This is a genomic window from Xylophilus sp. GW821-FHT01B05, from assembly GCA_038961845.1.
Classification (GTDB): domain Bacteria; phylum Pseudomonadota; class Gammaproteobacteria; order Burkholderiales; family Burkholderiaceae_C; genus Xylophilus.
Window position 1 is genome coordinate 473,631 of sequence record CP152408.1, and the last position, 19,175, is coordinate 492,805.

General features: G+C 68.9%; 16 protein-coding genes and 1 pseudogene. 11 read left to right on the forward strand and 6 right to left on the reverse strand.

All coding sequences use genetic code 11. The features are described 5' to 3' along the window. Positions 1–13: 13 nt before the first annotated feature. The 3 genes and pseudogenes from AAFF27_02200 to AAFF27_02210 form a co-directional block, all read right to left on the reverse strand. A pseudogene (locus tag AAFF27_02200) lies at positions 14–1,915 on the reverse strand (ABC transporter ATP-binding protein). A 510-nt stretch (positions 1,916–2,425) separates the two neighbouring features. Then, complete coding sequence (locus tag AAFF27_02205) at positions 2,426–3,238, reverse strand: ABC transporter permease (protein XAH24024.1); 813 nt, start codon at positions 3,236–3,238, stop codon at positions 2,426–2,428. Continuing rightward, on the reverse strand, positions 3,238–4,224 hold the full coding sequence (locus AAFF27_02210; GenBank protein XAH24025.1) for an ABC transporter permease: 987 nt from the start codon (positions 4,222–4,224) through the stop codon (positions 3,238–3,240). Before AAFF27_02210 ends, AAFF27_02205 begins: the two co-directional genes overlap by 1 nt. A 191-nt stretch (positions 4,225–4,415) precedes the next feature. Between AAFF27_02210 and AAFF27_02215 the strand changes: the two genes are divergently transcribed. The 8 genes from AAFF27_02215 to metC all read left to right on the forward strand — a co-directional run bounded on the left by AAFF27_02215 (position 4,416) and on the right by metC (position 13,347). Next, a complete protein-coding gene (locus AAFF27_02215; GenBank protein XAH24026.1) occupies positions 4,416–5,399 on the forward strand; it encodes a LysR family transcriptional regulator in 984 nt (327 codons plus the stop codon). Positions 5,400–5,697: 298 nt separating this feature from the next. Then, on the forward strand, positions 5,698–6,666 hold the full coding sequence (locus AAFF27_02220; GenBank protein XAH24027.1) for a LysR substrate-binding domain-containing protein: 969 nt from the start codon (positions 5,698–5,700) through the stop codon (positions 6,664–6,666). Positions 6,667–6,793: 127 nt separating this feature from the next. Continuing rightward, positions 6,794–8,377 carry a rhodanese-like domain-containing protein gene (locus tag AAFF27_02225; GenBank protein XAH24028.1) on the forward strand — a complete coding sequence of 528 codons (1,584 nt, stop codon included), beginning with the start codon at positions 6,794–6,796 and terminating at the stop codon, positions 8,375–8,377. A gap of 22 nt (positions 8,378–8,399) precedes the next feature. Continuing rightward, positions 8,400–8,807 (forward strand): Rid family hydrolase, encoded by a 408-nt coding sequence (locus tag AAFF27_02230; GenBank protein XAH24029.1) that lies wholly within the window; start codon positions 8,400–8,402, stop codon positions 8,805–8,807. A gap of 10 nt (positions 8,808–8,817) precedes the next feature. Further along, positions 8,818–9,819 carry a tripartite tricarboxylate transporter substrate binding protein gene (locus tag AAFF27_02235; GenBank protein XAH24030.1) on the forward strand — a complete coding sequence of 334 codons (1,002 nt, stop codon included), beginning with the start codon at positions 8,818–8,820 and terminating at the stop codon, positions 9,817–9,819. A 1-nt stretch (position 9,820) separates the two neighbouring features. Continuing rightward, positions 9,821–10,414 (forward strand): hypothetical protein, encoded by a 594-nt coding sequence (locus AAFF27_02240; GenBank protein ID XAH24031.1) that lies wholly within the window; start codon positions 9,821–9,823, stop codon positions 10,412–10,414. A 40-nt stretch (positions 10,415–10,454) separates the two neighbouring features. Continuing rightward, a complete protein-coding gene (locus tag AAFF27_02245; GenBank protein ID XAH24032.1) occupies positions 10,455–12,158 on the forward strand; it encodes an alpha/beta hydrolase in 1,704 nt (567 codons plus the stop codon). Between the two features lie 22 nt (positions 12,159–12,180). Continuing rightward, entirely contained in the window at positions 12,181–13,347 is a 1,167-nt protein-coding gene (metC, locus tag AAFF27_02250) for a cystathionine beta-lyase (GenBank protein XAH24033.1), read from the forward strand. 144 nt (positions 13,348–13,491) lie between these two features. Here the strand turns inward: metC and ppk2 are convergent, their stop codons facing one another. Together ppk2 and AAFF27_02260 are read right to left on the reverse strand one after the other, a co-directional pair. After that, entirely contained in the window at positions 13,492–14,412 is a 921-nt protein-coding gene (gene ppk2 / locus AAFF27_02255; GenBank protein ID XAH24034.1) for a polyphosphate kinase 2, read from the reverse strand. Positions 14,413–14,484: 72 nt separating this feature from the next. After that, positions 14,485–15,498 carry a tripartite tricarboxylate transporter substrate-binding protein gene (locus tag AAFF27_02260; protein XAH24035.1) on the reverse strand — a complete coding sequence of 338 codons (1,014 nt, stop codon included), beginning with the start codon at positions 15,496–15,498 and terminating at the stop codon, positions 14,485–14,487. A 166-nt stretch (positions 15,499–15,664) separates the two neighbouring features. Between AAFF27_02260 and AAFF27_02265 the strand changes: the two genes are divergently transcribed. The 3 genes from AAFF27_02265 to AAFF27_02275 all read left to right on the forward strand — a co-directional run bounded on the left by AAFF27_02265 (position 15,665) and on the right by AAFF27_02275 (position 17,534). Next, entirely contained in the window at positions 15,665–15,961 is a 297-nt protein-coding gene (locus tag AAFF27_02265; protein XAH24036.1) for a VF530 family protein, read from the forward strand. Between the two features lie 21 nt (positions 15,962–15,982). Then, positions 15,983–16,387, forward strand: a complete 405-nt coding sequence (locus AAFF27_02270) for an energy transducer TonB (protein XAH24037.1) — start codon at positions 15,983–15,985, stop codon at positions 16,385–16,387. Positions 16,388–16,466: 79 nt separating this feature from the next. Further along, positions 16,467–17,534, forward strand: coding sequence for a transporter (locus tag AAFF27_02275; GenBank protein ID XAH24038.1), 1,068 nt, complete (start codon positions 16,467–16,469; stop codon positions 17,532–17,534). Positions 17,535–17,663: 129 nt separating this feature from the next. Here the strand turns inward: AAFF27_02275 and AAFF27_02280 are convergent, their stop codons facing one another. After that, positions 17,664–19,061, reverse strand: a complete 1,398-nt coding sequence (locus tag AAFF27_02280; protein XAH24039.1) for a PLP-dependent aminotransferase family protein — start codon at positions 19,059–19,061, stop codon at positions 17,664–17,666. Positions 19,062–19,175 lie beyond the last annotated feature (114 nt).

The following is a 19,175-nucleotide window of genomic DNA, read 5'->3' on the forward strand; positions in this document are numbered from 1 at the left end:
TGGCAGGCGACTAGGTGTTGCGGCCCGGTAGTGCGCAGCGTTGGCGCCTCTGCCTCGCAGCGCGCATGCGCCTCGGGGCAGCGCGTGCGAAAGGCGCAGCCGCCGGTTGTTGCTGCGCGCGCATCGCCGTGGATGGGCACGACGCGGCGTCGGCGCTCCGGCTCCAGCGAGGGCACGGCGGCGATCAGCGCGCGCGTGTAGGGGTGCTGCGACGCACGCCACAGGCGGGCGTGGTCTGCGCTCTCGACGATGCGGCCCTGGTACATCACCAGCACCCGGTCGGCGAAGTAGCGCACCACCGACAGGTCGTGCGATATGAACAAATAGGACAAGCCCAGACTCTGCTTCAGCTCGGCCAGCAGGTTGAGGATCTGCGCCTGGATGGACACGTCCAGCGCCGACACCGGCTCGTCGCAAATGATCAGCTCGGGTGCCAGCACCAGCGCACGCGCAATGCCGATGCGCTGGCGCTGCCCGCCAGAGAACTCATGCGGGTAGCGCCCCAGCGCGGCGGCGGGCAGGCCCACGCGCGCCACGATGTCGGCCAGCCGGCGTTGGCGCTCGGCCGCGTCGCGCAGGCCATGCACCTTCAGCGCCGTATCCAGCAGCGTGCCCACCGTCTGCCGTGGGTTCAGCGAACCATATGGGTCCTGGAACACCATCTGCATGCGCCGGCGGTACGGGCGCATGGCGCGCTGGCTCAGATGCGTGATCGGCGTGCCGTCCAGTCGAATGTCGCCGCCCGAAGCCGGCGTGAGCCGCAGAATGGTCTTGCCCAGCGTGGACTTGCCGCAGCCCGATTCGCCCACCAGGCCCACGGTTTCCCCCGCATCGATGTGCAGGTCCACGCCATTGACTGCATGCACCTCGCGGCCGGCGCTGCGGTAGCGCACGTGCAGGTTCTCGACCGATAGCAGGCTCATGCGCGGCATCCTGTGGTGGCCGTCACCGGACAGGCCAGCAGCCAATCCGGGCGTTCTGCCAGCAGCGGCGGCACTGCCAGTCGGCAGGCCGGGCGGCTGTCGGGGCAGCGCGGCGCAAAGCTGCAGCCCGGTTCGCCCAGGGCTGAGTCGATGCTGCCGGGGATCTCCTGCAGGCGGCTATGGCGGTAGTGCTGGTCGCCGTCCAGCCGCACCGTGGATTGCAGCAGCCCGCGCGTGTAGGGGTGGCGCGGCCCGCTGCCGACAAAGAACTGCTGCGCCGTGCCCTGCTCGACCAGCCGGCCGGCGTACATCACGGCCACGCGGTCGGCCCATTGCGCGACCACGCCCAGGTCGTGGGTGATCAGCAGCAGGCCCATGGACAGCTGGCGCCGCAGGCTGTCGAGCAGCTCCAGCACCTGCGCCTGGATGGTCACGTCCAGCGCCGTGGTGGGTTCATCTGCGATCAGCAGCTGCGGCTGGCAGGCCACGGCCATGGCGATCATCACGCGCTGGCGCATGCCGCCCGACAGGCGATGCGGGTACTCGTCGCAGCAGCGGCGCGGCTCGGGGATGCGCACCAGCTCCAGCAGTTCTTCGGCCCGCACACGCGCCGCCTTGGCGCCCAGGCGCTCGTGCCGGCGCAGCACTTCGGTGATCTGGCGGCCAATCGTCATCACCGGGTTGAGCGAGCTCATCGGCTCTTGAAAGATCATGGCCATGCGCTTGCCGCGCACCTGGCGCAGTTGCCGTGGCGATGCCGCCAGCAGATCGGTGTCGCCCAGCGTCATGCGCTGCGCCTGCACCTCGGCCTCTGGTGCCAGCAGGCGCATCAACGACAGCGCCGTGGCCGACTTGCCGCAGCCCGATTCACCGACCAGCGCCAGCGTTTCGCCAGCGCCCACGGTAAAGCTCAGCTCGTGCACGGCCTGGTGGCGCGGAAAGCGGATGCGCAGCTGCTCCACCTGCAGCACGGGCGGCGTGGTGGACGTCATGTCAGTTCTCCATGGCTCTGCGCGTCATCCACGGCGCATGAATTCCCAAGGCCCAGAAGACCGTGAAGCAGGCCGTGCGCAAACATCCGCGGAACTGGCTTTGCCAGGCCGCAGGATGTGCCCCCTTGAGGGGGAAGGCGAAGACGCGGAGCGCGAAGCCTGGGCGTCATGTCAGTTCTCCATGGCGCTGAGCATCACCCGCAGCGCGCGAATCGCAGGGACGCAGAAGGCCGCGGAGCAGGCCATGCCAAGACATCCGCGGAACCGGCTTTGCCGGGCCGCTGGATGTGCCCCCTTGAGGGGGGAGGCGAAGACGCGAAGCGCGAAGCCTGGGCGTCATGTCAGTTCTCCATGGCGCTGAGCATCACCCGCAGCGCGCGAAACGCAGAGACGCAGAAGGCCGCGGAGCAGGCCAAGCGCAAACATCCGCGGAACCGGCTTTGCCGGGCCGCTGGATGTGCCCCCTTGAGGGGGGAGGCGAAGACGCGAAGCGCGAAGCCTGGGGGTGTTTCATTTCAGCCGCGGGTTGAAGTGGTCGTTGAGCCCGTCGCCCACCAGGTTCAGCGACAACACCACCACCGAGATCGCCGCGCCGGGCAGTGCGGTGAGGTACCAGGCCGTGCGCAGCAGGTCGCGGCCGTTGCCAATCATGGTGCCCCAGCTCATCAGGTTCGGGTCGCTCATGCCCAGGAAGGACAGCGCCGACTCCAGCAGGATGGCGCTGGCGACCATGGCCGATGTCGTGACCACGATGGGCGGCAGCGCGTTGGGCAGCATCTCGTGGAAGATGATGCGCAGGTCGCTATAGCCCAGGCTGCGCGCGGCCATGACAAAGTCGGCCTCGCGCAGCGAGCGGAACTGCGCGCGCACCAGCCGCGCAATCGTGGGCCAGGACGCCAGGCCAATGGCAAAGGCCACGGTCTCGGTCGATGGCTGCGCGATAGCAATCACCACAATGGCCAGCAGCATGGTGGGCATGGTCTGGAAAAGCTCGGTCAGGCGCGTCAGGCCCTCGTCCAGCCAGCCGCCGAAATAGCCGCCGGCCGCGCCCACCAGCGTGCCTATGCCCAGGCCCACCAGCGCCGCATAGGCCCCCACCGCCAGCGAGGCACGCGCGCCATGCGCCAGGCCTGCGGCCAGGTTGCGCCCCATCTGGTCGGTGCCCAGCGGAAAGGCCAGGTCTTCGCCCGGCCACAGCAGCGGCTGCGCCACCATGTCCAGCGGGTCGCCCGGGTAGAGCCAGCCGGCCGCAAGCGCAATGGCGGTAAACAGCAGCAAAAGGCTGGCGCCGACCAGGGCCGGCGGATGGCGTAGCAGCGGCACTATGCGGCCTCGATGCGGGGATCAATCCAGGCGTGCAGTAGATCGATCAGCACATTGGCCACGATCACCACGCACGAGCCCAGCAGCAGCACGCCCAGCAGCACCTGGTAGTCGCGCGCCAGCACGGCCTCCAGCGCCAGGCTGCCCATGCCGGGCCAGCCAAACACCGTCTCCACCACCACCGAGCCGCCCAGCAGGTTGCCCAGGTGCAGGCCGGCCACGGTGGTGATGGGGATCAGCGCATTGCGCAGCACGTGGCGCAGCTGCACCACCAGCGGCGACAGGCCCTTGGCTGCGGCCGTGCGCACGAAGTCCTGGAGGCTGACTTCGAGCATGGCGGCGCGCGTCAGCCGTGCATAGATGGCCACGAAGACGGTGGACAAGGCCAGCGCCGGCAGCACCAGATGCGCCAGCCGGTCGCGCCACCAGGCCAGCCCGTGCAGATCAGCGCCCACAGTGAAGCTGCCGCCACTGGGGAACCAGCCCAGGTGCACCGAGAACACCACCACCGCCATCAGCCCCACCCAGAAGCCCGGCATGGAATACAGCAGCAGTACCGCCACCGACAGCACATGGTCGGGCCACTTGCCGGCCCACACCGACATCAGCACCCCGCCCAGCATGCCGACCACAAAGGCAATGCCCAGCGCGGCCAGCATCAGCACCAGCGTGTTCGGCAGCCGCGACAGGATCAGGTCGGCCACCGGCGTCTGGTAGCGCGATGAATAGCCCAGGCTGAAATGAACCAGGTTGTCGAGGTAGTGATACAGCTGCGTGAACAGGCTCTGGTCCAGCCCGAAGCGGGCGCGCAGCTGCGCCATGCTCTCGGCCGTGGCCGAGCCGGCCTCGGCCGCCAGCACATCGGCCGCATCGCCCGGCACCAACTGCAGCAGGCAGAAGTTCAGGATCACGATGCCGAACACGGTCGGCACCGCTTGCAGCGCGATGCGGCGCAGGCGGGCTTGGACACGTGAGGGCTGGCGCATGGTGGGCAGAGTCTAGGAGCGCATGTGCCTGCGGCGTGATCGAACAAACAGATCACGCGATACGGCTTCTGAATCGCCATACCCGGGCTACCGCGGGTTAGTGCTGGATTGAATCTTGCATGCGGGGCGATCCAGAATCGAGATCAAGTGCTTCCCCAATGGCTGGAAAGCGCATCACCCTGAGGCACACGATGGCCCACCTGTCTCCCCCCACGGTTACCGCCCTGCCGTTCCGGCTGAAGTTCCGGCAACTGGTGCTGCTGGACGCGCTGGGTGATTCGCAGTCGCTGCGCAAGGCCGCCGCGCAAACCCACCTGACCCAGCCCGCGGCCACGCGCGCCATGGCAGAGCTGGAATCGGCCTTTGGCGTGCAGTTGTTCGAGCGCTCGCATGCAGGCATGGCGCCCACGGTCTATGGCAGTGCGTTGATCCAGCACGCGCGGCGCGTGCTGTTTGACGTGCAGCAGGCCCATGCCGATATCCAGGCGCTGCGCTCAGGCTCGCACGGGCTGGTGCGGGTCGGTTCGCTGCTGCCGCCCACCACCAGCCTGTTGCCCACGGCCATAGGCGAGGTCAAGCGCCGGTTTCCCAGCATGCGCATATCGCTGGAGCAGCTGTCGCAGAAGCCGCTGGTCGAGCGCGTGCGTGAAGGCAGCCTGGACATCGCGCTGTGCCGGCTGGTGACCGATGCCGACGAGGCCAAGGGCCTGGACCAGGCCGTGCTGTTCGAAGACGAATACGTGCTGGTGGCCGGCCGCAACCACCGCTGCGCGCGCATGAAGTCGCTGCGCCTGTCCGAGCTGGTGGACGAACCCTGGGTGCTGCCGCACGCCAACGGCCTGTTCTACGCCCACGTGCAGGCGCTGTTTCTGGCCCAGGCCGGACGCATGCCGGCCAACACCGTCGAGTCCTCCACGCCGCTGGCCGCCAACCTGCTGCTGGTGGAGCAGTACGGCTTTCTCAACTTCATGCAGAAGACCATTGCGCTGAACTACGCCAAACGCGGGCAACTGCGCATCCTGCCCATCTCCCTGGGCAGCCCGCTGGGCCCGCACGTGGTGGCCGTGCGCGGCAACACCAGCATGGCGCCGGCCGTAACGGTGGTGTTGCAGGCCTTGCGCAAGGCTGCAGAGGGGGATGGGGAGGCGCAGGTGGTGGCGGCTGCCGCTGCTTGAGGGTTTTGGTGAAAAGTGCCTCTAGCCCAGATGTGGCATGGGCTTTTAGCTATATATTTGATAGTTTCGTCGTCTTGCCCGGTTTCGAGGCAGGGCGCATATCCGGGCTTATGCCATCCGCACCTAAGCCCATGCGCATTCATTCGTTCCACCGCGCAGGCACGGCCCCTACAGTCCGTTCTTTCGCCGCAGGATCGGGGCGCGCGCTTCCTGCATGGCGCCTGGCTACATGCCGCACAGCGGGACATGCGGGTGCATCAGTTCTTCGGCTACCCCGTGTATGCCTTGAAGGCGCAAGATGGCCCATTTGTCTCCTCCCACGCTTGCCACCCTGCCGTTCCGGCTGAAGTTCCGCCAACTGGTGCTGCTCGATGCGCTGGGCGATTCGCAGTCGCTGCGCAAGGCCGCAGCACAAACCCACCTGACCCAGCCCGCGGCCACGCGCGCCATGGCCGAGCTGGAATCCGCCTTTGGCGTGCAGCTATTCGAGCGCTCGCATGCAGGCATGGCGCCCACGGTCTACGGCAGTGCGCTGATCCAGCATGCGCGGCGCGTGCTGTTTGACGTGCAGCAGGCCCATGCAGAGATCCAGGCGCTGCGATCAGGCTCGCACGGACTGGTGCGGGTCGGCTCGCTGCTGCCGCCAGCGGCTGGTTTGTTGCCCATGGCCATTGGTGAGGTCAAGCGCCAATTCCCGCGCATGCGCATCTCGCTGGAGCAGTTGCCGCAGCGGCCACTGGTCGAGCGCGTGCGCGAGGGCAGCCTCGACATCGCGCTGTGCCGCAGGGTGTCGTCCGAAGAAGACGCGCAGGGGCTGGAGCAGGCCGTGCTGTTCGAGGAAGACTACGTGCTGGTCGCCAGCCCCGGCCACCGCTGCGCGGGTGCGGCAACGCTGCACTTGTCAGAGCTGATGGACGAGCCCTGGGTGCTGCCGCATGCCAGCGGCCTGTTCTACGCGCATGTGCAGGGCCTGTTCCTGGCGCAGGTGGGGCGCTTGCCGACCAATACGGTGGAGTCGTCCACGCCGCTGTCGGCCAACCTGATGCTGGTGGAGCAGTACGGCTTTCTCAACTTCATGCAGAAGACCATCGCGCAGCACTACGAGCAGCGCGGCCAACTGAGCATTCTCCCCGTCTCCATCACCAACCCCCTGGGCCCGCACGTGATAGCGGTGCGCAGCAACAGCAGCATGGCGCCGGCGGTGGCCACCATGGTGCAGGCGCTGCGGGTGGCGGCGGGCTGCGGCGAGGAGGCGCTGGCCGCCTGAGCCGTGATGCGGTGAACCGGATTTCGCAATACCTGAATAGATCTTTCGATTAGATCGGTTCAGGGTCTGGCCCTATTCTGAGCAGCAGCTTCACCACGGTGGTGACAGCAGCCAGAACGTGCCAGGAATGCGCCCCATCAGGATCACAGCCAGCGAGTTGAGCGCGATGCTCGACGACGGCGAGGAAATCGCCGTCATCGATACCCGCGAAGAGGGCGTCTACGCCCAGGGCCATTTGCTGCTGGCGGCATCGCTGCCGCTGTCGCGCCTGGAGCTGGAGGCCGCCTGGCGCCTGCCGCGGCGCACGGTGCGCCTGGTGCTGCTCGACTCCGATCCACAGCGCCAGGCGCGCGCCAGCGCCCTGCTGTCTGCCGCCGGCTACACGGGCCTGCATCTGCTCGACGGCTTTCCGGATGCCTGCGGCAGCGCCGGCCTGGGCATCTTTGGTGGCAAGTTCGTGCCCAGCAAGGCCTTTGGCGAAGCGGTCGAAGCGCAGCGGCACACGCCGCGCATCAGTGCGGCACAGCTGCGCGATCTGCAACTGCGGCAGGTGCCCCTGCTGCTGGTGGACAGCCGCACACCCGAGGAATTCACGCAGTTCTCGTTGCCCGGCGCCGTGAGCTGCCCGGGCGCTGAACTGGTGCTGCGAGTGCCGGACGCCGTGCCCGAAGGCGGCATTGCCCTGGTCAACTGCGCCGGGCGCACGCGCAGCATCATTGGCGCGCAGTCGCTGGTGAATGCCGGCATCGGCTGCCCGGTGTATGCGATAGAGAACGGCACCATGGGCTGGCGCCTGGACGGCCATGCGCTGACCCATGGCCACACCGCGCACCTGGCCGCGCCATGCGAGGCAGCGGTGGAGCCGGCGCGCCGTGCCGCGCTGGGCCTGCTGCAGCGCAGCGGCGGCCGGCTGATCGGCTGGCCCGAGCTGCAGCAGATGCTGGGCGACACGCAGCGCACTACTTACTTCTACGACGTGCGCCTGCGCCAGGATGCGCAGCAAGAGACGGTCGCCGGCGCCCGCAGCGCCCCCGGCGGCGAGCTGGTGCAAAGCACCGATGTCTTCGCCCCGGTGCGGCATGCGCGCATCGTGCTGGCCGATACGCAATTGGTGCAGGCGCCCATGACCGCGCACTGGCTGCGCCAGATGGGCTGGCATGCCGACGTGCTGGAACCCGCCACGGTGCCGGCCGAAGCGCGTGGCCGACCTGTGCCCGCGCCCTGGCTGCGCAGGCCCGATGCAAGTGAAGCCCTCAGCGTCGACCAACTGCGCCAGCGCCTGGCGGAGGCATCGGTGGCCGTGATCGACTGCGGCAACAGCATTGCCTACCGGCATGGTCATGTGCCCGGCGCCTGGTTTGCGGGGCGCGGCAGCCTGCCGGAGAGTCTGGCGAGCTTGCGCGAGAGCGGCCGGCCGCTGGTCTTTGTCTCGGACGACGGCGCCCTGGCGCAGTTCGCCGCCGCTGATGCGGCCGCGGCGGGCTTCACCGCGCTGCACCTGGTCGGCGGCCAGCAGGCCTGGGTTGCAGCAGGCGGCGCGCTGGAGACTGGCTGGACACGGCCCCTGGGCGCGCCGGACGACATCTGGTACTCGCCCTACGAGGTCGAACCCGGCCAGCGCGAGCAGGCCATGCGCGAATACATCGCCTGGGAAACCGGCTTGCTCGAACGCATCGTGACCGAGCCCGGCCTGCACTTCAATGTGCTCTGACACCTGCCTCCAGAAAGAACCCATGAGCGACCTTTTCCAACACCACAACCCGCCCGCCCTGGGCGCGCCGCTGGGTGCCTATTCGCAGGTGCTGGAAGTGCCCGCCGGTGCCAGCCTGGTCTTGCTGTCTGGCCAGACACCCATTGCCGAGGACGGCAGCGTGCCCGTGGATTTCGATGCCCAGGCCGACCTGGTCTGGCGCCGCGTGGGCCTGGGGCTGGCTGCCGTGGGGCTGGACTACCGCCATATCTGCCGCGTCGTCACCTACCTGGTCGATGGCGCGGATGCACCGGCCCATGCCCGCGTGCGCGCCCGCTACCTGGGCGCGGCCCGGCCGGCCTCTACCGGGCTGGTGGTGCGTGCCCTGTTCAACCCGGCCTACCGGCTGGAGGTCGAGGTCACCGCCGCGCGCCCCGCGCCCGCCATCTAGAGGAATGAAGATGCCCATCGCACACAGCTTCCGGCCCGCGCGCCGGGCCACGCTTGCCCGCTTTGCTGCATTGGCGGGGCTTGCCCTGCTGGGCAGTGCCGCCGCGCTGGCCGATGCGCCCTATCCCGCCAATGTCATCAAGCTGGTGGTGCCCACCGCCGCGGGCGGCTCGGTCGATGCCAGCGGGCGGCTGCTGGCCGATGCGCTTTCGCGCGCAATGGCGGCGCGCGTCATCGTCGACAACAAGGCCGGCGCGGGCGGCGCCATCGGTGTCGACAGCGTGGTCAAGAGCCCGCCCGACGGCTACACGCTGGTGCTGGGCATAGCGGCCACCTTGTCGGTGCAGCCGGCGGTGCGCAACAACCTGCCTTACAACGCCACGCGCGATCTGGTGCCCATTGCGGTGTTTGCGCAGGGGGGCCTGGTGGTCGTGGTGCCGGCAGACAGCCCCGCCAGGAACGTGCAGGACCTGCGCGCGCTCGCGGCCAAGAACGGCAGCCTGAGCTTTGGCACGGGCGGCCAGGCCACTTTCGGCCACCTGACGGGTGAGGTGATTGCCTCGACCCTGGGCATTTCGATGCGCCACATTCCCTACCGTGGCGCATCGCCCGCCATCACCGACCTGGCGGGCGGCCAATTGGACATGGCCATCTCGGATGCCTTCTCGGCGCTGCCGCATGTGCAGTCCGGCAAGCTGCGCGTCATCGCCACGGCCGGGCCCACGCGTCACGTCAGCTTCCCCGATGTGCCCACGCTGAGCGAAGAGGGCGTGCCCTTTGACCGTGGCACCTGGATCGGCCTGTTCGCCCCGGCGGCCACGCCGCCGGCCATCGTGGCGCAGCTGTCGGCGGCGGTGAAGGGCCTGTCGGCCAACCCGGCGTTTCGCGCGGACGTGACCAAGCTCGGCTTCTCGCCGGTGTTCATGTCTTCCGCCGAGGTGGCCCGGATGCTGGCGCAGGAGATCGAGGCCTGGAAGGCCGATGCCAAAAAAGCAGCCATCCAACTGGATTGACATGGAACAAGTCCCCCAGGACAACACCGCATCGCAGCGCGCGCAGGCGGTTGCAGATACGGTCGAGCAGTTGCGCGCGCTGCTGGATTCCGAGCCGCCCACGCCCGCCGCATTGGCTGCGGCAGAGGCCGTGCTGCGCACGCTGGCCGCGCGGCAAGCGCTTTGGCCGGCCGAAGATTTCCCCATCCCTGCCGACCGCCTCTGGCAAGCCCACAAGCTGCACGAGGACGCCGATGGTCGCTACGCGGTCTACGCCGTGCCCATGCGCCCCGGCCACGCGCAGCCGCCGCACGACCACACCACCTGGGCGCTGATTGCCGGGGTGCGCGGCGTGGAGCGCAATGTGCTCTACGCGTGTCCGGTCGCCGGCGCGCCTGCCGCCCCGCTCAAGGTGCGCACGCAGGTGCTGGTGTCAGCCGGCACATCGCTTTCCATCGGGCCGGCGGATCTGCATGCGATCGAGGTGCTGGCGCCAGGCGATGCGCTGCACTTGCATGTCTACGGCCGCAGCTTTGGCCACCTGGCGGGGCGGCAGATGTTTGATCCCGCCACCGGTGCCGGGCGCCCCTTTCCCGTGGTGGCGGGCCTGTCATAGGCCTGCGCCGCATTTCCTCCTGAACCCAAGACCTCTAACTATGGACAAGACATCGATCCTCGCGCACCACGGAGACGGCTTCGTGCAGGCCAATGGTCTGCGGCTGCACTACGAACAATGGGGCGACGGGCCGCGCACCGTGATCGCGCTGCACGGCACCTCGCTGCACGGCAAGGTCTGGTACTGGCTGGCCGAGGCGCTGGGGCCAGAGTACCGGCTGATCGGCCTGGACCAGCGCTCGCATGGCGACTCGCAGCGCGTGGGCTCAGGCCAGTACGGCGTCGAGCACTACTGCGACGACCTGGCCGCCTTCATCGACCGCCTGGGGCTGGAGCGCGTGTCCCTGGTTGGCTCCTCGCTGGGCTCGCGTGTGGCGCTGCTGTATGCCGCGCGGCACCCCGAGCGGGTAGAGGCGCTGGCCCTGCTGGACCTGAGCTTCGAGATGCCCACTGCGGCCTCCGAGCACATGGTGCATGCCCACGTCACGCGGCCACGCAGTTTTGCCAACTTCGACGCGGCCGTGGCTTTCTCCAAGACCCTGCCGCAGCGCCTGCGCTTCTCCGACGAGGTACACCGCCGCACGCTGCAGGGCGACCTGCGCGAGCTGGCCGATGGCCGGCTGGAATGGCGCTACGAGCGCGACGCCGCCATCGAGACGCTGCGCTGCGCCGCGCGCGACATGTGGGCCGAAGTGCGCGCAGTGCGCGCGCCCGCCGTGATCCTGCGCGGCGCCGACAGTGACGTGCTGATCGCCTCCACCGTAGAGCGCCTGCAGCGCGAGTTCCAGGGCGTGCGCATCATCGACGTGCCCAATGCCGGGCATTCCATCTGGGGCGACAACCCTGGCTTCACGGCGCGCACCATCGTCGAGGCGCTGGAGGCCACCGCGCCCGCCAGCCCACCGCCTGCCGCCGCGGCGCCGGTGGCCGGCCGTTCGCGCCATACGGCAACGCCCAGGCTCAACTTCCATTCGCTGGAATGGGGCACGCCCGATGCCCCCGCCCTGATCTGCCTGCACGGCACCTCGATGCAGGCCAGCGCCTGGACTGCATTGGGCACGGCGCTGCAGGACCGCTACCGCGTCATCGCGCTGGACATGCGCGGCCACGGCGGCTCCGACAAGCCGGCAGAGGGCTACCGCCTGGTCGACTATGCCGACGACGTGGCAGCCTTCATGGATGCGCTGGGCCTGCAGCGCGCGAGCCTGATCGGCAGCTCACTCGGCACCCAGGTCGCCATCGACTTTGCCGCGCGCTATCCGCAGCGGGTCAGCAAGCTGCTGTTGTCTGACCCAAGCTGCCTGATCGACCAGGCAGCCATCGACCAGTACGTGGCGCTGCACCGCTCGCGCCCGCGGCGCTTTGGCAATGCAGCCGAGGCACTGGCCTTCTCGCGCAGCCTGCCGCAGCGCAAGCGTTTCAGCGATGCGGTGCACCAGTTCACCCTGGCCGGCGACCTGCGCGCCACCGAGCAGGGCGAGCTGGAATGGAACTATGCGCTGGACCCCATCCTGCAGACCTTCCGCGAGCTCACGGTGGACCAGAGCGCAGAGATCCGCGCGGTCAGCGCACCGGTGCTGGTGCTGCGCGGGCAGGAGTCGCATGTGCTGTCGCGCGCCAATGCGCTGAAGCTGCTCGCGCAGTTCCAGCAGGCCGAGCTGATCGAGATCGGCGACAGCGGCCACACCATCTGGGGCGACCAGCCCGAGGCGTTGGCGCGCCATGCCCGCGCCTTCTTGACCTGAGCCTGCGCACAGCGCCGTCGCCATGAATCCCGCCACGCTGCTCACGCACGCGGGCCGGCCGCAGGGGGCGACCGTCACGGTCAACCCCGTGGTGGCCCGCACCAGCACCGTCATCTTTGATTCGGTGGCCACCCTGCAGGGTGCGCTGGCGGCCTACGCCGCGGGTGAGCGCCCGCTGGTCTATGGCCGCAAGGGCACCTCCACCACGCATGCGCTGGAAGATGTGCTGACCGCGCTGGAAGGCGGCCACCGCACGCGCCTGTTTGGCTCGGGCCTGGCCGCCATCGCCTGCACCTTCCTGGCCTACCTGCGGCCGGGCGATCACGTGCTGGTGATCGACTCCTGCTATGAGCCGGTGCGCAAGCTCTGCGCGCAGTACTTTGCCGGCATGGGCGTGACGGTCGAGTATTTCCGGCCAGACCTGTCGGACCTTGCCGCCAAGCTGCGCGGCAACACACGCCTGGTCTGGGTCGAGTCGCCCGGCTCGCTGCTCTACGAAATGTGCGACCTGCCCGCCTTGCTGAGCATGGTGCGCCAGGCGGGCGAGGCCATCGTGGCGGTGGACAGCACCTGGGGTTCGGGCCTGCTCTACCACCCGCTGGCGCTGGGGGCGGACGTGTCCGTCATTGCCGGCACCAAGTACCTGGTCGGCCATTCAGACGCCATGCTGGGCGTGGCCGTGGCAGGCGAGCGCGCCTGGCCGGCGCTGGCGGCCATGGCCGACCTGCTGGGCCATTCGGTCAGCGCGGACGATGCCTACCTGGCCCTGCGCGGCATGCGCACGCTGGCCGTGCGCCTGCAATACCAGCAGACCGGCGCGCTGGAAGTCGCGCAGTGGCTGCAGCGCCAGCCACAGGTGCGCACTGTGTTCCACCCCGCGCTGCCGGATGACCCCGGCCATGCGCTGTGGCTGCGCGACTGCAAGGGCGCCAACGGCCTGCTGTCCATTGAGCTGCGGCCTTCGGTGACGGAGGCGCAGGTGCATGCCTTCGTCGATGCGCTGCAGTTGTTTGGCCTGGGCCATTCCTGGGGCGGCTTCGAGAGCCTGGTGCTGCCGGTGCAGATGGCGGCGGTGCGCACGCTCAGCTCCTGGGACGGGCGTGGTCCCGTGGTGCGGCTGCATGTGGGGCTGGAGGCCATCGCTGATCTGTTGGCGGATCTGCAGCAAGCCCTGGCGCGGATTGGGTGATCGCATCGCCGGCAGCTTTGGATCCACAGAGAATCAAAAGGCCGCGGAGCAGGCCAAGCGCAGACATCCGGGGAACCGGCTCCGCCGGGCCGCAGGATGTGCCCCCTCGAAGGGGGAAGGCGAAGACGCGAAGCCTGAGGGTATTCAATAAAGCTCGGGTACGTACATCTCGGCAGGGACGGGCCGGCGCAGATAGTCCGCATGGCGCACCCGCGTGGGCAACTCCACCGTGGGGTGCTCGGTCTCGCGGTAGGGCAACTGCGCCAGCAGGTGCGAGATGCAGTTGAGGCGCGCCTTCTTCTTGTCCACCGCCTGCACCACCCACCAGGGCGAGTCGGGCGTGTGGGTGCGCTCCAGCATGGTTTCCTTGGCGCGGGTGTATTCCTCCCACAGTCGGCGTGACTCCAGGTCCATGGGGCTCAGCTTCCACTGCTTGAGCGGGTCATGGATGCGGCCGAGGAAGCGCAGGTGCTGCTCTTCGTCGGTGATGGAGAACCAGTACTTCAGCAGCACGATGCCGGAGCGCATCAGCATGCGCTCGAAGTCGGGCACGCTGCGAAAGAATTCCTCGTACTCGGCATCGGTGCAAAAGCCCATCACGCGCTCGACGCCGGCGCGGTTGTACCAGCTGCGGTCAAACAGCACGATCTCGCCGCCGGCCGGCAGGTGCGACACATAGCGCTGGAAGTACCACTGCGTGCGCTCGCGGTCGTTGGGCGCGGGCAGCGCCGCCACGCGGCAGATGCGCGGGTTGAGGCGTTGCGTGATGCGCTTGATGACGCCGCCCTTGCCGGCAGCGTCGCGGCCCTCGAACAGCACCACCACCTTCTGGCCGGTGTGCTGCACCCAGTCCTGCAGCTTGACCAGCTCGCCCTGCAGCCGGAACAGCTCGCGGAAGTAGCTGCGGCGCGCCAGCGCGTCGGCGTCGCTGGCCGCTTCGTTGCCGGGGGCGAAGCTGCGGTCGTCCATCTCCAGCTCCAGCTCTTCGTCAAAGCCGTCCATCAGGTCGGCCTCGAAGCGGCGCAGCACGTCGGCATGCAGGTCAGTGGCGGGGGAGAAGGTCATGGGGTCACCGCAGGCGCAAAAACGCGATGCTGCCGCCTGCATGTGGCAGGCGTGTGACAGGCCGCGCCGCGCCTATTCGAGCTTGGCGCCCGACTGCCGCACCAGCTGTTCCCACACCGGCAGCTCGGCCTGGTAGGCCGCGGCAAACTGCTGCGGCGTGTTGGCGCGGCGCTCGAAGCCCATGGCGGCGATGCGCGCCGCCACGTCGGGCTGCTCGCTGGCCAGGCGGACTTCGTCGGCCCAGCGCTGCACCACCGGGGCCGGGGTGGCGGCGGGGGCGGCCAGGGCCAGCCAGCCGGTCAGGCGGTAGGCCGGGTCGGTCAGGCCCTGTTCGGCCAGCGTGGGCACCTGCGGCATGGTCGACAGGCGGCGCTCGCCGGTCGCGCCAATGGCCTTGATGCGGCCGGCCTCGATGTAGGGCCTGGCCTGCAGCACGCTGGCATAGGCCATCGGGATCTGGCCGGCGACCAGGTCTTGCATCATCGGCGCCTCGCCCTTGTAGGCGATGTGGGTCATGTCGGCCTGCTGGGCCACGCTCATGTGCGCGCCGGCCAGATGCGGGTAGGCGCCCACGCCCCAGGAGCCGTAGCTCAGCTTGCCCTTGTTCGCCTTCACGTAGGCCAGCAGCTCGGGGCCGGTGTTTGCCGGCACGTTTGGGTGCACCACCAGCAGCACCGGGCCCATCGCGATCTGGGTGACCATGACCAGGTCGCGGCGCGGGTCGTAGGGCAGCTTGTCGTACAGGTAGATGTTGGTCAGCAGCGACTGGCTGAGCGTCAGCACCACGGTATGGCCGTCGGGTACGGCCTTGGCCACCGTGTCGGTACCCAGGATGGCGGAGGCGCCGGGCTTGTTGTCGACCACCACCGGCTGGCCCAGGCGCGGCGCGATTTTCTCGGCCAGCACCCGGGCCAGGATGTCGGTGGCGCCGCCGGCTGGGTAGGGCACGACGATGCGCAGCGGCCGGCTGGGGAAGGGCGCTGCGGTTGCGGCCGTCTGGGCGCCGGCCCAGGGCGCGGCAAGCAGCGCCGGCAGGGCGCCGAGCATGCGGCGGCGGGCAATGCCGCGGGTGGGCGTAGGGGTCATGGCGCTTGTCTCCGTTGTTGTGATGCGTGAGCCAGGCCATTCTTGAAAATCGGCATGGCCGCTGCTGTCGCCTCGGCTACACAGGCCCTGCACCGCGCAGGGGTTTGGCTGCGGCGGAAACAGCCGGCGCTTCGACCGCTATCCCGCGCCGAGCGAAAATCCCCCCATGCAGCATCCGCCACCGCCACCGCCACCTCAACAGCGCCACAACCCCTTGCACGGGCTGACGCTCGAAGCCATCGTCACCGCGCTCGCCGACCACTACGGCTGGGACGAGCTGGGCCAGCAGATCCCGATCCGCTGCTTTACCTTCGACCCCAGCGTGGGCTCCAGCCTCAAGTTTCTGCGCAAGACGCCCTGGGCGCGCGAGAAGGTCGAGAGCCTCTACCTGTTCATGCTGCGCGACATCCGGCGCCAGGCCGAGGCCGACCGTGCGCAGCGCGGCGGCCCGGCCGACACCTGAATACCTGACCAAGAATCCATCATGAAAATCTCCGTGAACCCGTCAGCTTCTTGGGCCGCACTCGGCGCCTTGGCGCTGGCCGCGCTGCTGGGCGGATGTGCCGCCACGCCGCCCGCCGGGCCTGCCGCCGCTCAGGCCTCGGCCCAGCGCCACTTCGACCCGGTGACCGGCATCGAATCCGTCGCGCCGTTCTACCCTGCAGAGTCCCGGCGCAGGGGCGAACAGGGCCGGGTGCTGATGCGGGTACAGGTGGGGCCGGGCGGGCAGGCCGCGCAGGTCGAACTGCTGCAGTCCAGCGGCTTTCCCCTGCTGGACGCTGCGGCGATCGATTGCGTGCGGCAATGGCGGTTCTTGCCAACCGCGGCAGCTCCGGCGCCCGCAGGCAGCTGGCGCGAAGTGCCGCTGACCTTTACGCTGCAGCGCTGACGCCACGCAGCCGCCATGCGGCTGTCACCGTTTTGTCATCCGTGTGTCGCACGATGTGCGGTTGCCTCGTGCTGCCACCGTGCCCCCTGTCTCTCTTCCTCCTGCCGACCCTTCGGCCCCCGTCTACGGCGCAGACAGCGCCGGGCTGATCTGCGGCTTTCGCTTCGCGCCCGGTGCGCCGGTGCAGGAGATCGACTCGGCTGCGGCCGCTGAATGGCTCGCCGCCCGCGCGCGGCCCGCACCCGGTGGCGGCCCTGTGCCTGCCGGCCACGGCGACGCCAGCTTTGTCTGGCTGCACTTCAACCTGGCCCACGCCGCGGCAGAGCGCTGGCTGCAGCGCCACGCGGATCTGTCAGACACCTTCTACGAAGCCCTGCGCGACGGCCTGCATTCCACCCGCATCGAGCGCGCCGACGACGCGCTGGTGGCGGTGGTCAATGACGTGCATTTCGACTTTTCGTTTGAGCCATCCGACCTGTCCACGCTCTGGGTCAGCGTGGAGCAGCACCTGGTGGTGACGGCGCGGCACCGGCCGCTGCGCGCCGTCGATCAACTGCGCCTGGCCACCAAAGGCGGCGAGGCGCTGCAGTCCAGCGCCGAGCTGCTGGAGCGCCTGCTGCGCGCGCAGGCCGACGTGCTGGTGGAGATCGTGCGCGGCGTCACCCAGCGCATCGACCAGATCGAGGACGAGCTGCTGGCTGGCCGCCTGGTCTTCAAGCGCGCCAAGCTGGGCGTGCTGCGCCGGCTGCTGGTGCGCCTGCAGCGCCTGCTGGCGCCCGAGCCGGCGGCGCTGTTCCGCCTGCTGCAACATCCGCCCGACTGGCTGGACGAAGAGGGCGTGCAGGGCCTGCGCGAATCGAGCGAGGAGTTCTCGGTGGTGCTGCGCGACATGTCTGCGCTGCAAGAGCGCATCAAGCTGCTGCAGGAAGAAATAGCCGCTGGCGTGAACGAGGACAACAACCGCAGCCTGTTCGTGCTGACGGTGGTAACGGTGCTGGCCCTGCCGATCAACATCCTGGCCGGGCTGTTTGGCATGAACGTGGGCGGCATTCCGCTGGCCGAGCACCCCCATGGTTTCTGGATCGTGATTGCCATCGTCGCCAGCTTTACGGCGGTGGCTGCGTGGTTCGCGTTTCGCAAGAAATAGCCAGTACGGCGTCTGCGGCCAGAAATAAAAATATAGCGCCTTCCCCTGGTGTTTACTGGGTTTCAGGTACTTATGTTCATGAAATTCAGTAAACACACCGGCTATCAGCTATTAAATTAATAGTAACAACTACACCGTCGAATGCGGATGGTGCGGGTGCTCCAGCGTGTCGGCGATCAGGCGCAGCATCCGTTCGCAGTCGGCGCGGCTGCTGGGGCCGCCCAGGCAGATGCGTACTGCGTCGGGCGGGTTGCCGTCGGTGGAGAAGGCGGCGCTGGCGACCACGCCTGCGCCCTGGGTGCGCAGGTAGAGCGCAAATTCGACCATGCTCCAGGCGGAGGCCAGCGGCAGCCACAAATGAAAACCCTCGGGCTGGGCCAGCACCGGGTGGCCGGCCAGGTGGCGCGCGGCCAGCGCCTGGCGCGCCATGGATTCAGCGCGCACGGCGGCCAGCATGGCGTCTGCCGTGCCGTCTTCTATCCAGGTGGTGGCCAGCGCATTGGTCACGGGCGATGCCATCACCGTGGTGGCGCGCATGGCGCCGGCCAGCCGCTGCGCGGCGCGCGCATGCGGCGCGTGGACATAGGCGGTGCGCAGGCCCGCGCCCAGGCATTTCGACAAGCCGGTGACGTAGTAGGTAAGCCCGGGCGCGAGTGCGCTCAGTGACTGCGGCGTTTGCCGCGGCAGCATGCCGTAGGCGTCGTCTTCGATGATGGGGATGCTGTAGCGCAGCGCGATGTCGGCCAGCGCCTCGCGCCGCGCGCGGCTGACCGTGGCGGTGGTGGGGTTGAGCAGGGTCGGGTTGCAGTACAGCGCCTTGGGCGCCAGGGTGCGGCAGGCGTGCTCGAACACATCCGGGTCAGGCCCCTCGTCGTCCAGCGGCAGCGCGTGCAGCTGTATGCCCAACTGCGCGGCGATGGCCTTGATGCCGGGGTAGGTCAGCGCCTCTACGCAGACCAGCTCGCCCGGCCGCGCCAATAGCGAGAACAGCGCGGTCAGCACGCCGTGGATGCCGGGGCAGACCAGCACCCGGTCGGCCTGCTGCGCCTGCGCCGCCGGCAGGGTGCGCGCCAGCCAGCGCATGGCGGCCTCGCGGTCGCGCGGGGTGCCGCCAAAGTCCTGGTAGCGCATCAGCTCGTACGGGTCGGTGTTGGCCAGCAGGCGCGCCGCGCTCTCGCGCATGCCGGCCAGCAAGCGGGCGTCTTGCGGCTCGGGCGGCAGGTTCATGGTCATCTCGGCGCCGCTGCCGCCGCGCAGCGGCAGGGCCGGGTTGCCGCCGCGCACATAGGTGCCCAGGCCGGCGTGCGAGTCGATCAGCCCGCGCTTGCGCGCCTCGGCATAGCCGCGCGCCACGGTTGTGTAGTTCAGGCCCAGGTCGCCGGCCAGATCGCGCAGCGTGGGCAGGCGGTCGCGCGTGGCCAGGCGGCCGGTGCGCACGTCCTCGGCGATCAGGTCGGCCAGCAGCAGGTAGGCCGGCTTGGGGCTGGCCTGCAGGCGCTGGCCCCATTGGGCGGTGATCTTGTTCATGGCTTGATTGCATCCATTGATCGCATTCGGGTGCCATGGTGCGTGCAGAAAGCGTGCCCGACCCGTGCATGGCCCTGGTGCGCAGAAAGCGATTTATCGGGTGCATTGATCGCA

Excerpts from the sequence above, each read along its gene's own strand:
- AAFF27_02210 (XAH24025.1), bottom strand. The coding sequence starts at position 4,224 with ATGCGCCAGCCCTCACGTGTCCAAGCCCGCCTGCGCCGCATCGCGCTG.
- AAFF27_02215 (XAH24026.1), top strand. The coding sequence starts at position 4,416 with ATGGCCCACCTGTCTCCCCCCACGGTTACCGCCCTGCCGTTCCGGCTG.
- AAFF27_02220 (XAH24027.1), top strand. The coding sequence starts at position 5,698 with ATGGCCCATTTGTCTCCTCCCACGCTTGCCACCCTGCCGTTCCGGCTG.
- AAFF27_02225 (XAH24028.1), top strand. The coding sequence starts at position 6,794 with ATGCGCCCCATCAGGATCACAGCCAGCGAGTTGAGCGCGATGCTCGAC.
- AAFF27_02230 (XAH24029.1), top strand. The coding sequence starts at position 8,400 with ATGAGCGACCTTTTCCAACACCACAACCCGCCCGCCCTGGGCGCGCCG.
- AAFF27_02235 (XAH24030.1), top strand. The coding sequence starts at position 8,818 with ATGCCCATCGCACACAGCTTCCGGCCCGCGCGCCGGGCCACGCTTGCC.
- AAFF27_02240 (XAH24031.1), top strand. The coding sequence starts at position 9,821 with ATGGAACAAGTCCCCCAGGACAACACCGCATCGCAGCGCGCGCAGGCG.
- AAFF27_02245 (XAH24032.1), top strand. The coding sequence starts at position 10,455 with ATGGACAAGACATCGATCCTCGCGCACCACGGAGACGGCTTCGTGCAG.
- metC (XAH24033.1), top strand. The coding sequence starts at position 12,181 with ATGAATCCCGCCACGCTGCTCACGCACGCGGGCCGGCCGCAGGGGGCG.
- ppk2 (XAH24034.1), bottom strand. The coding sequence starts at position 14,412 with ATGACCTTCTCCCCCGCCACTGACCTGCATGCCGACGTGCTGCGCCGC.
- AAFF27_02260 (XAH24035.1), bottom strand. The coding sequence starts at position 15,498 with ATGACCCCTACGCCCACCCGCGGCATTGCCCGCCGCCGCATGCTCGGC.
- AAFF27_02265 (XAH24036.1), top strand. The coding sequence starts at position 15,665 with ATGCAGCATCCGCCACCGCCACCGCCACCTCAACAGCGCCACAACCCC.
- AAFF27_02270 (XAH24037.1), top strand. The coding sequence starts at position 15,983 with ATGAAAATCTCCGTGAACCCGTCAGCTTCTTGGGCCGCACTCGGCGCC.
- AAFF27_02280 (XAH24039.1), bottom strand. The coding sequence starts at position 19,061 with ATGAACAAGATCACCGCCCAATGGGGCCAGCGCCTGCAGGCCAGCCCC.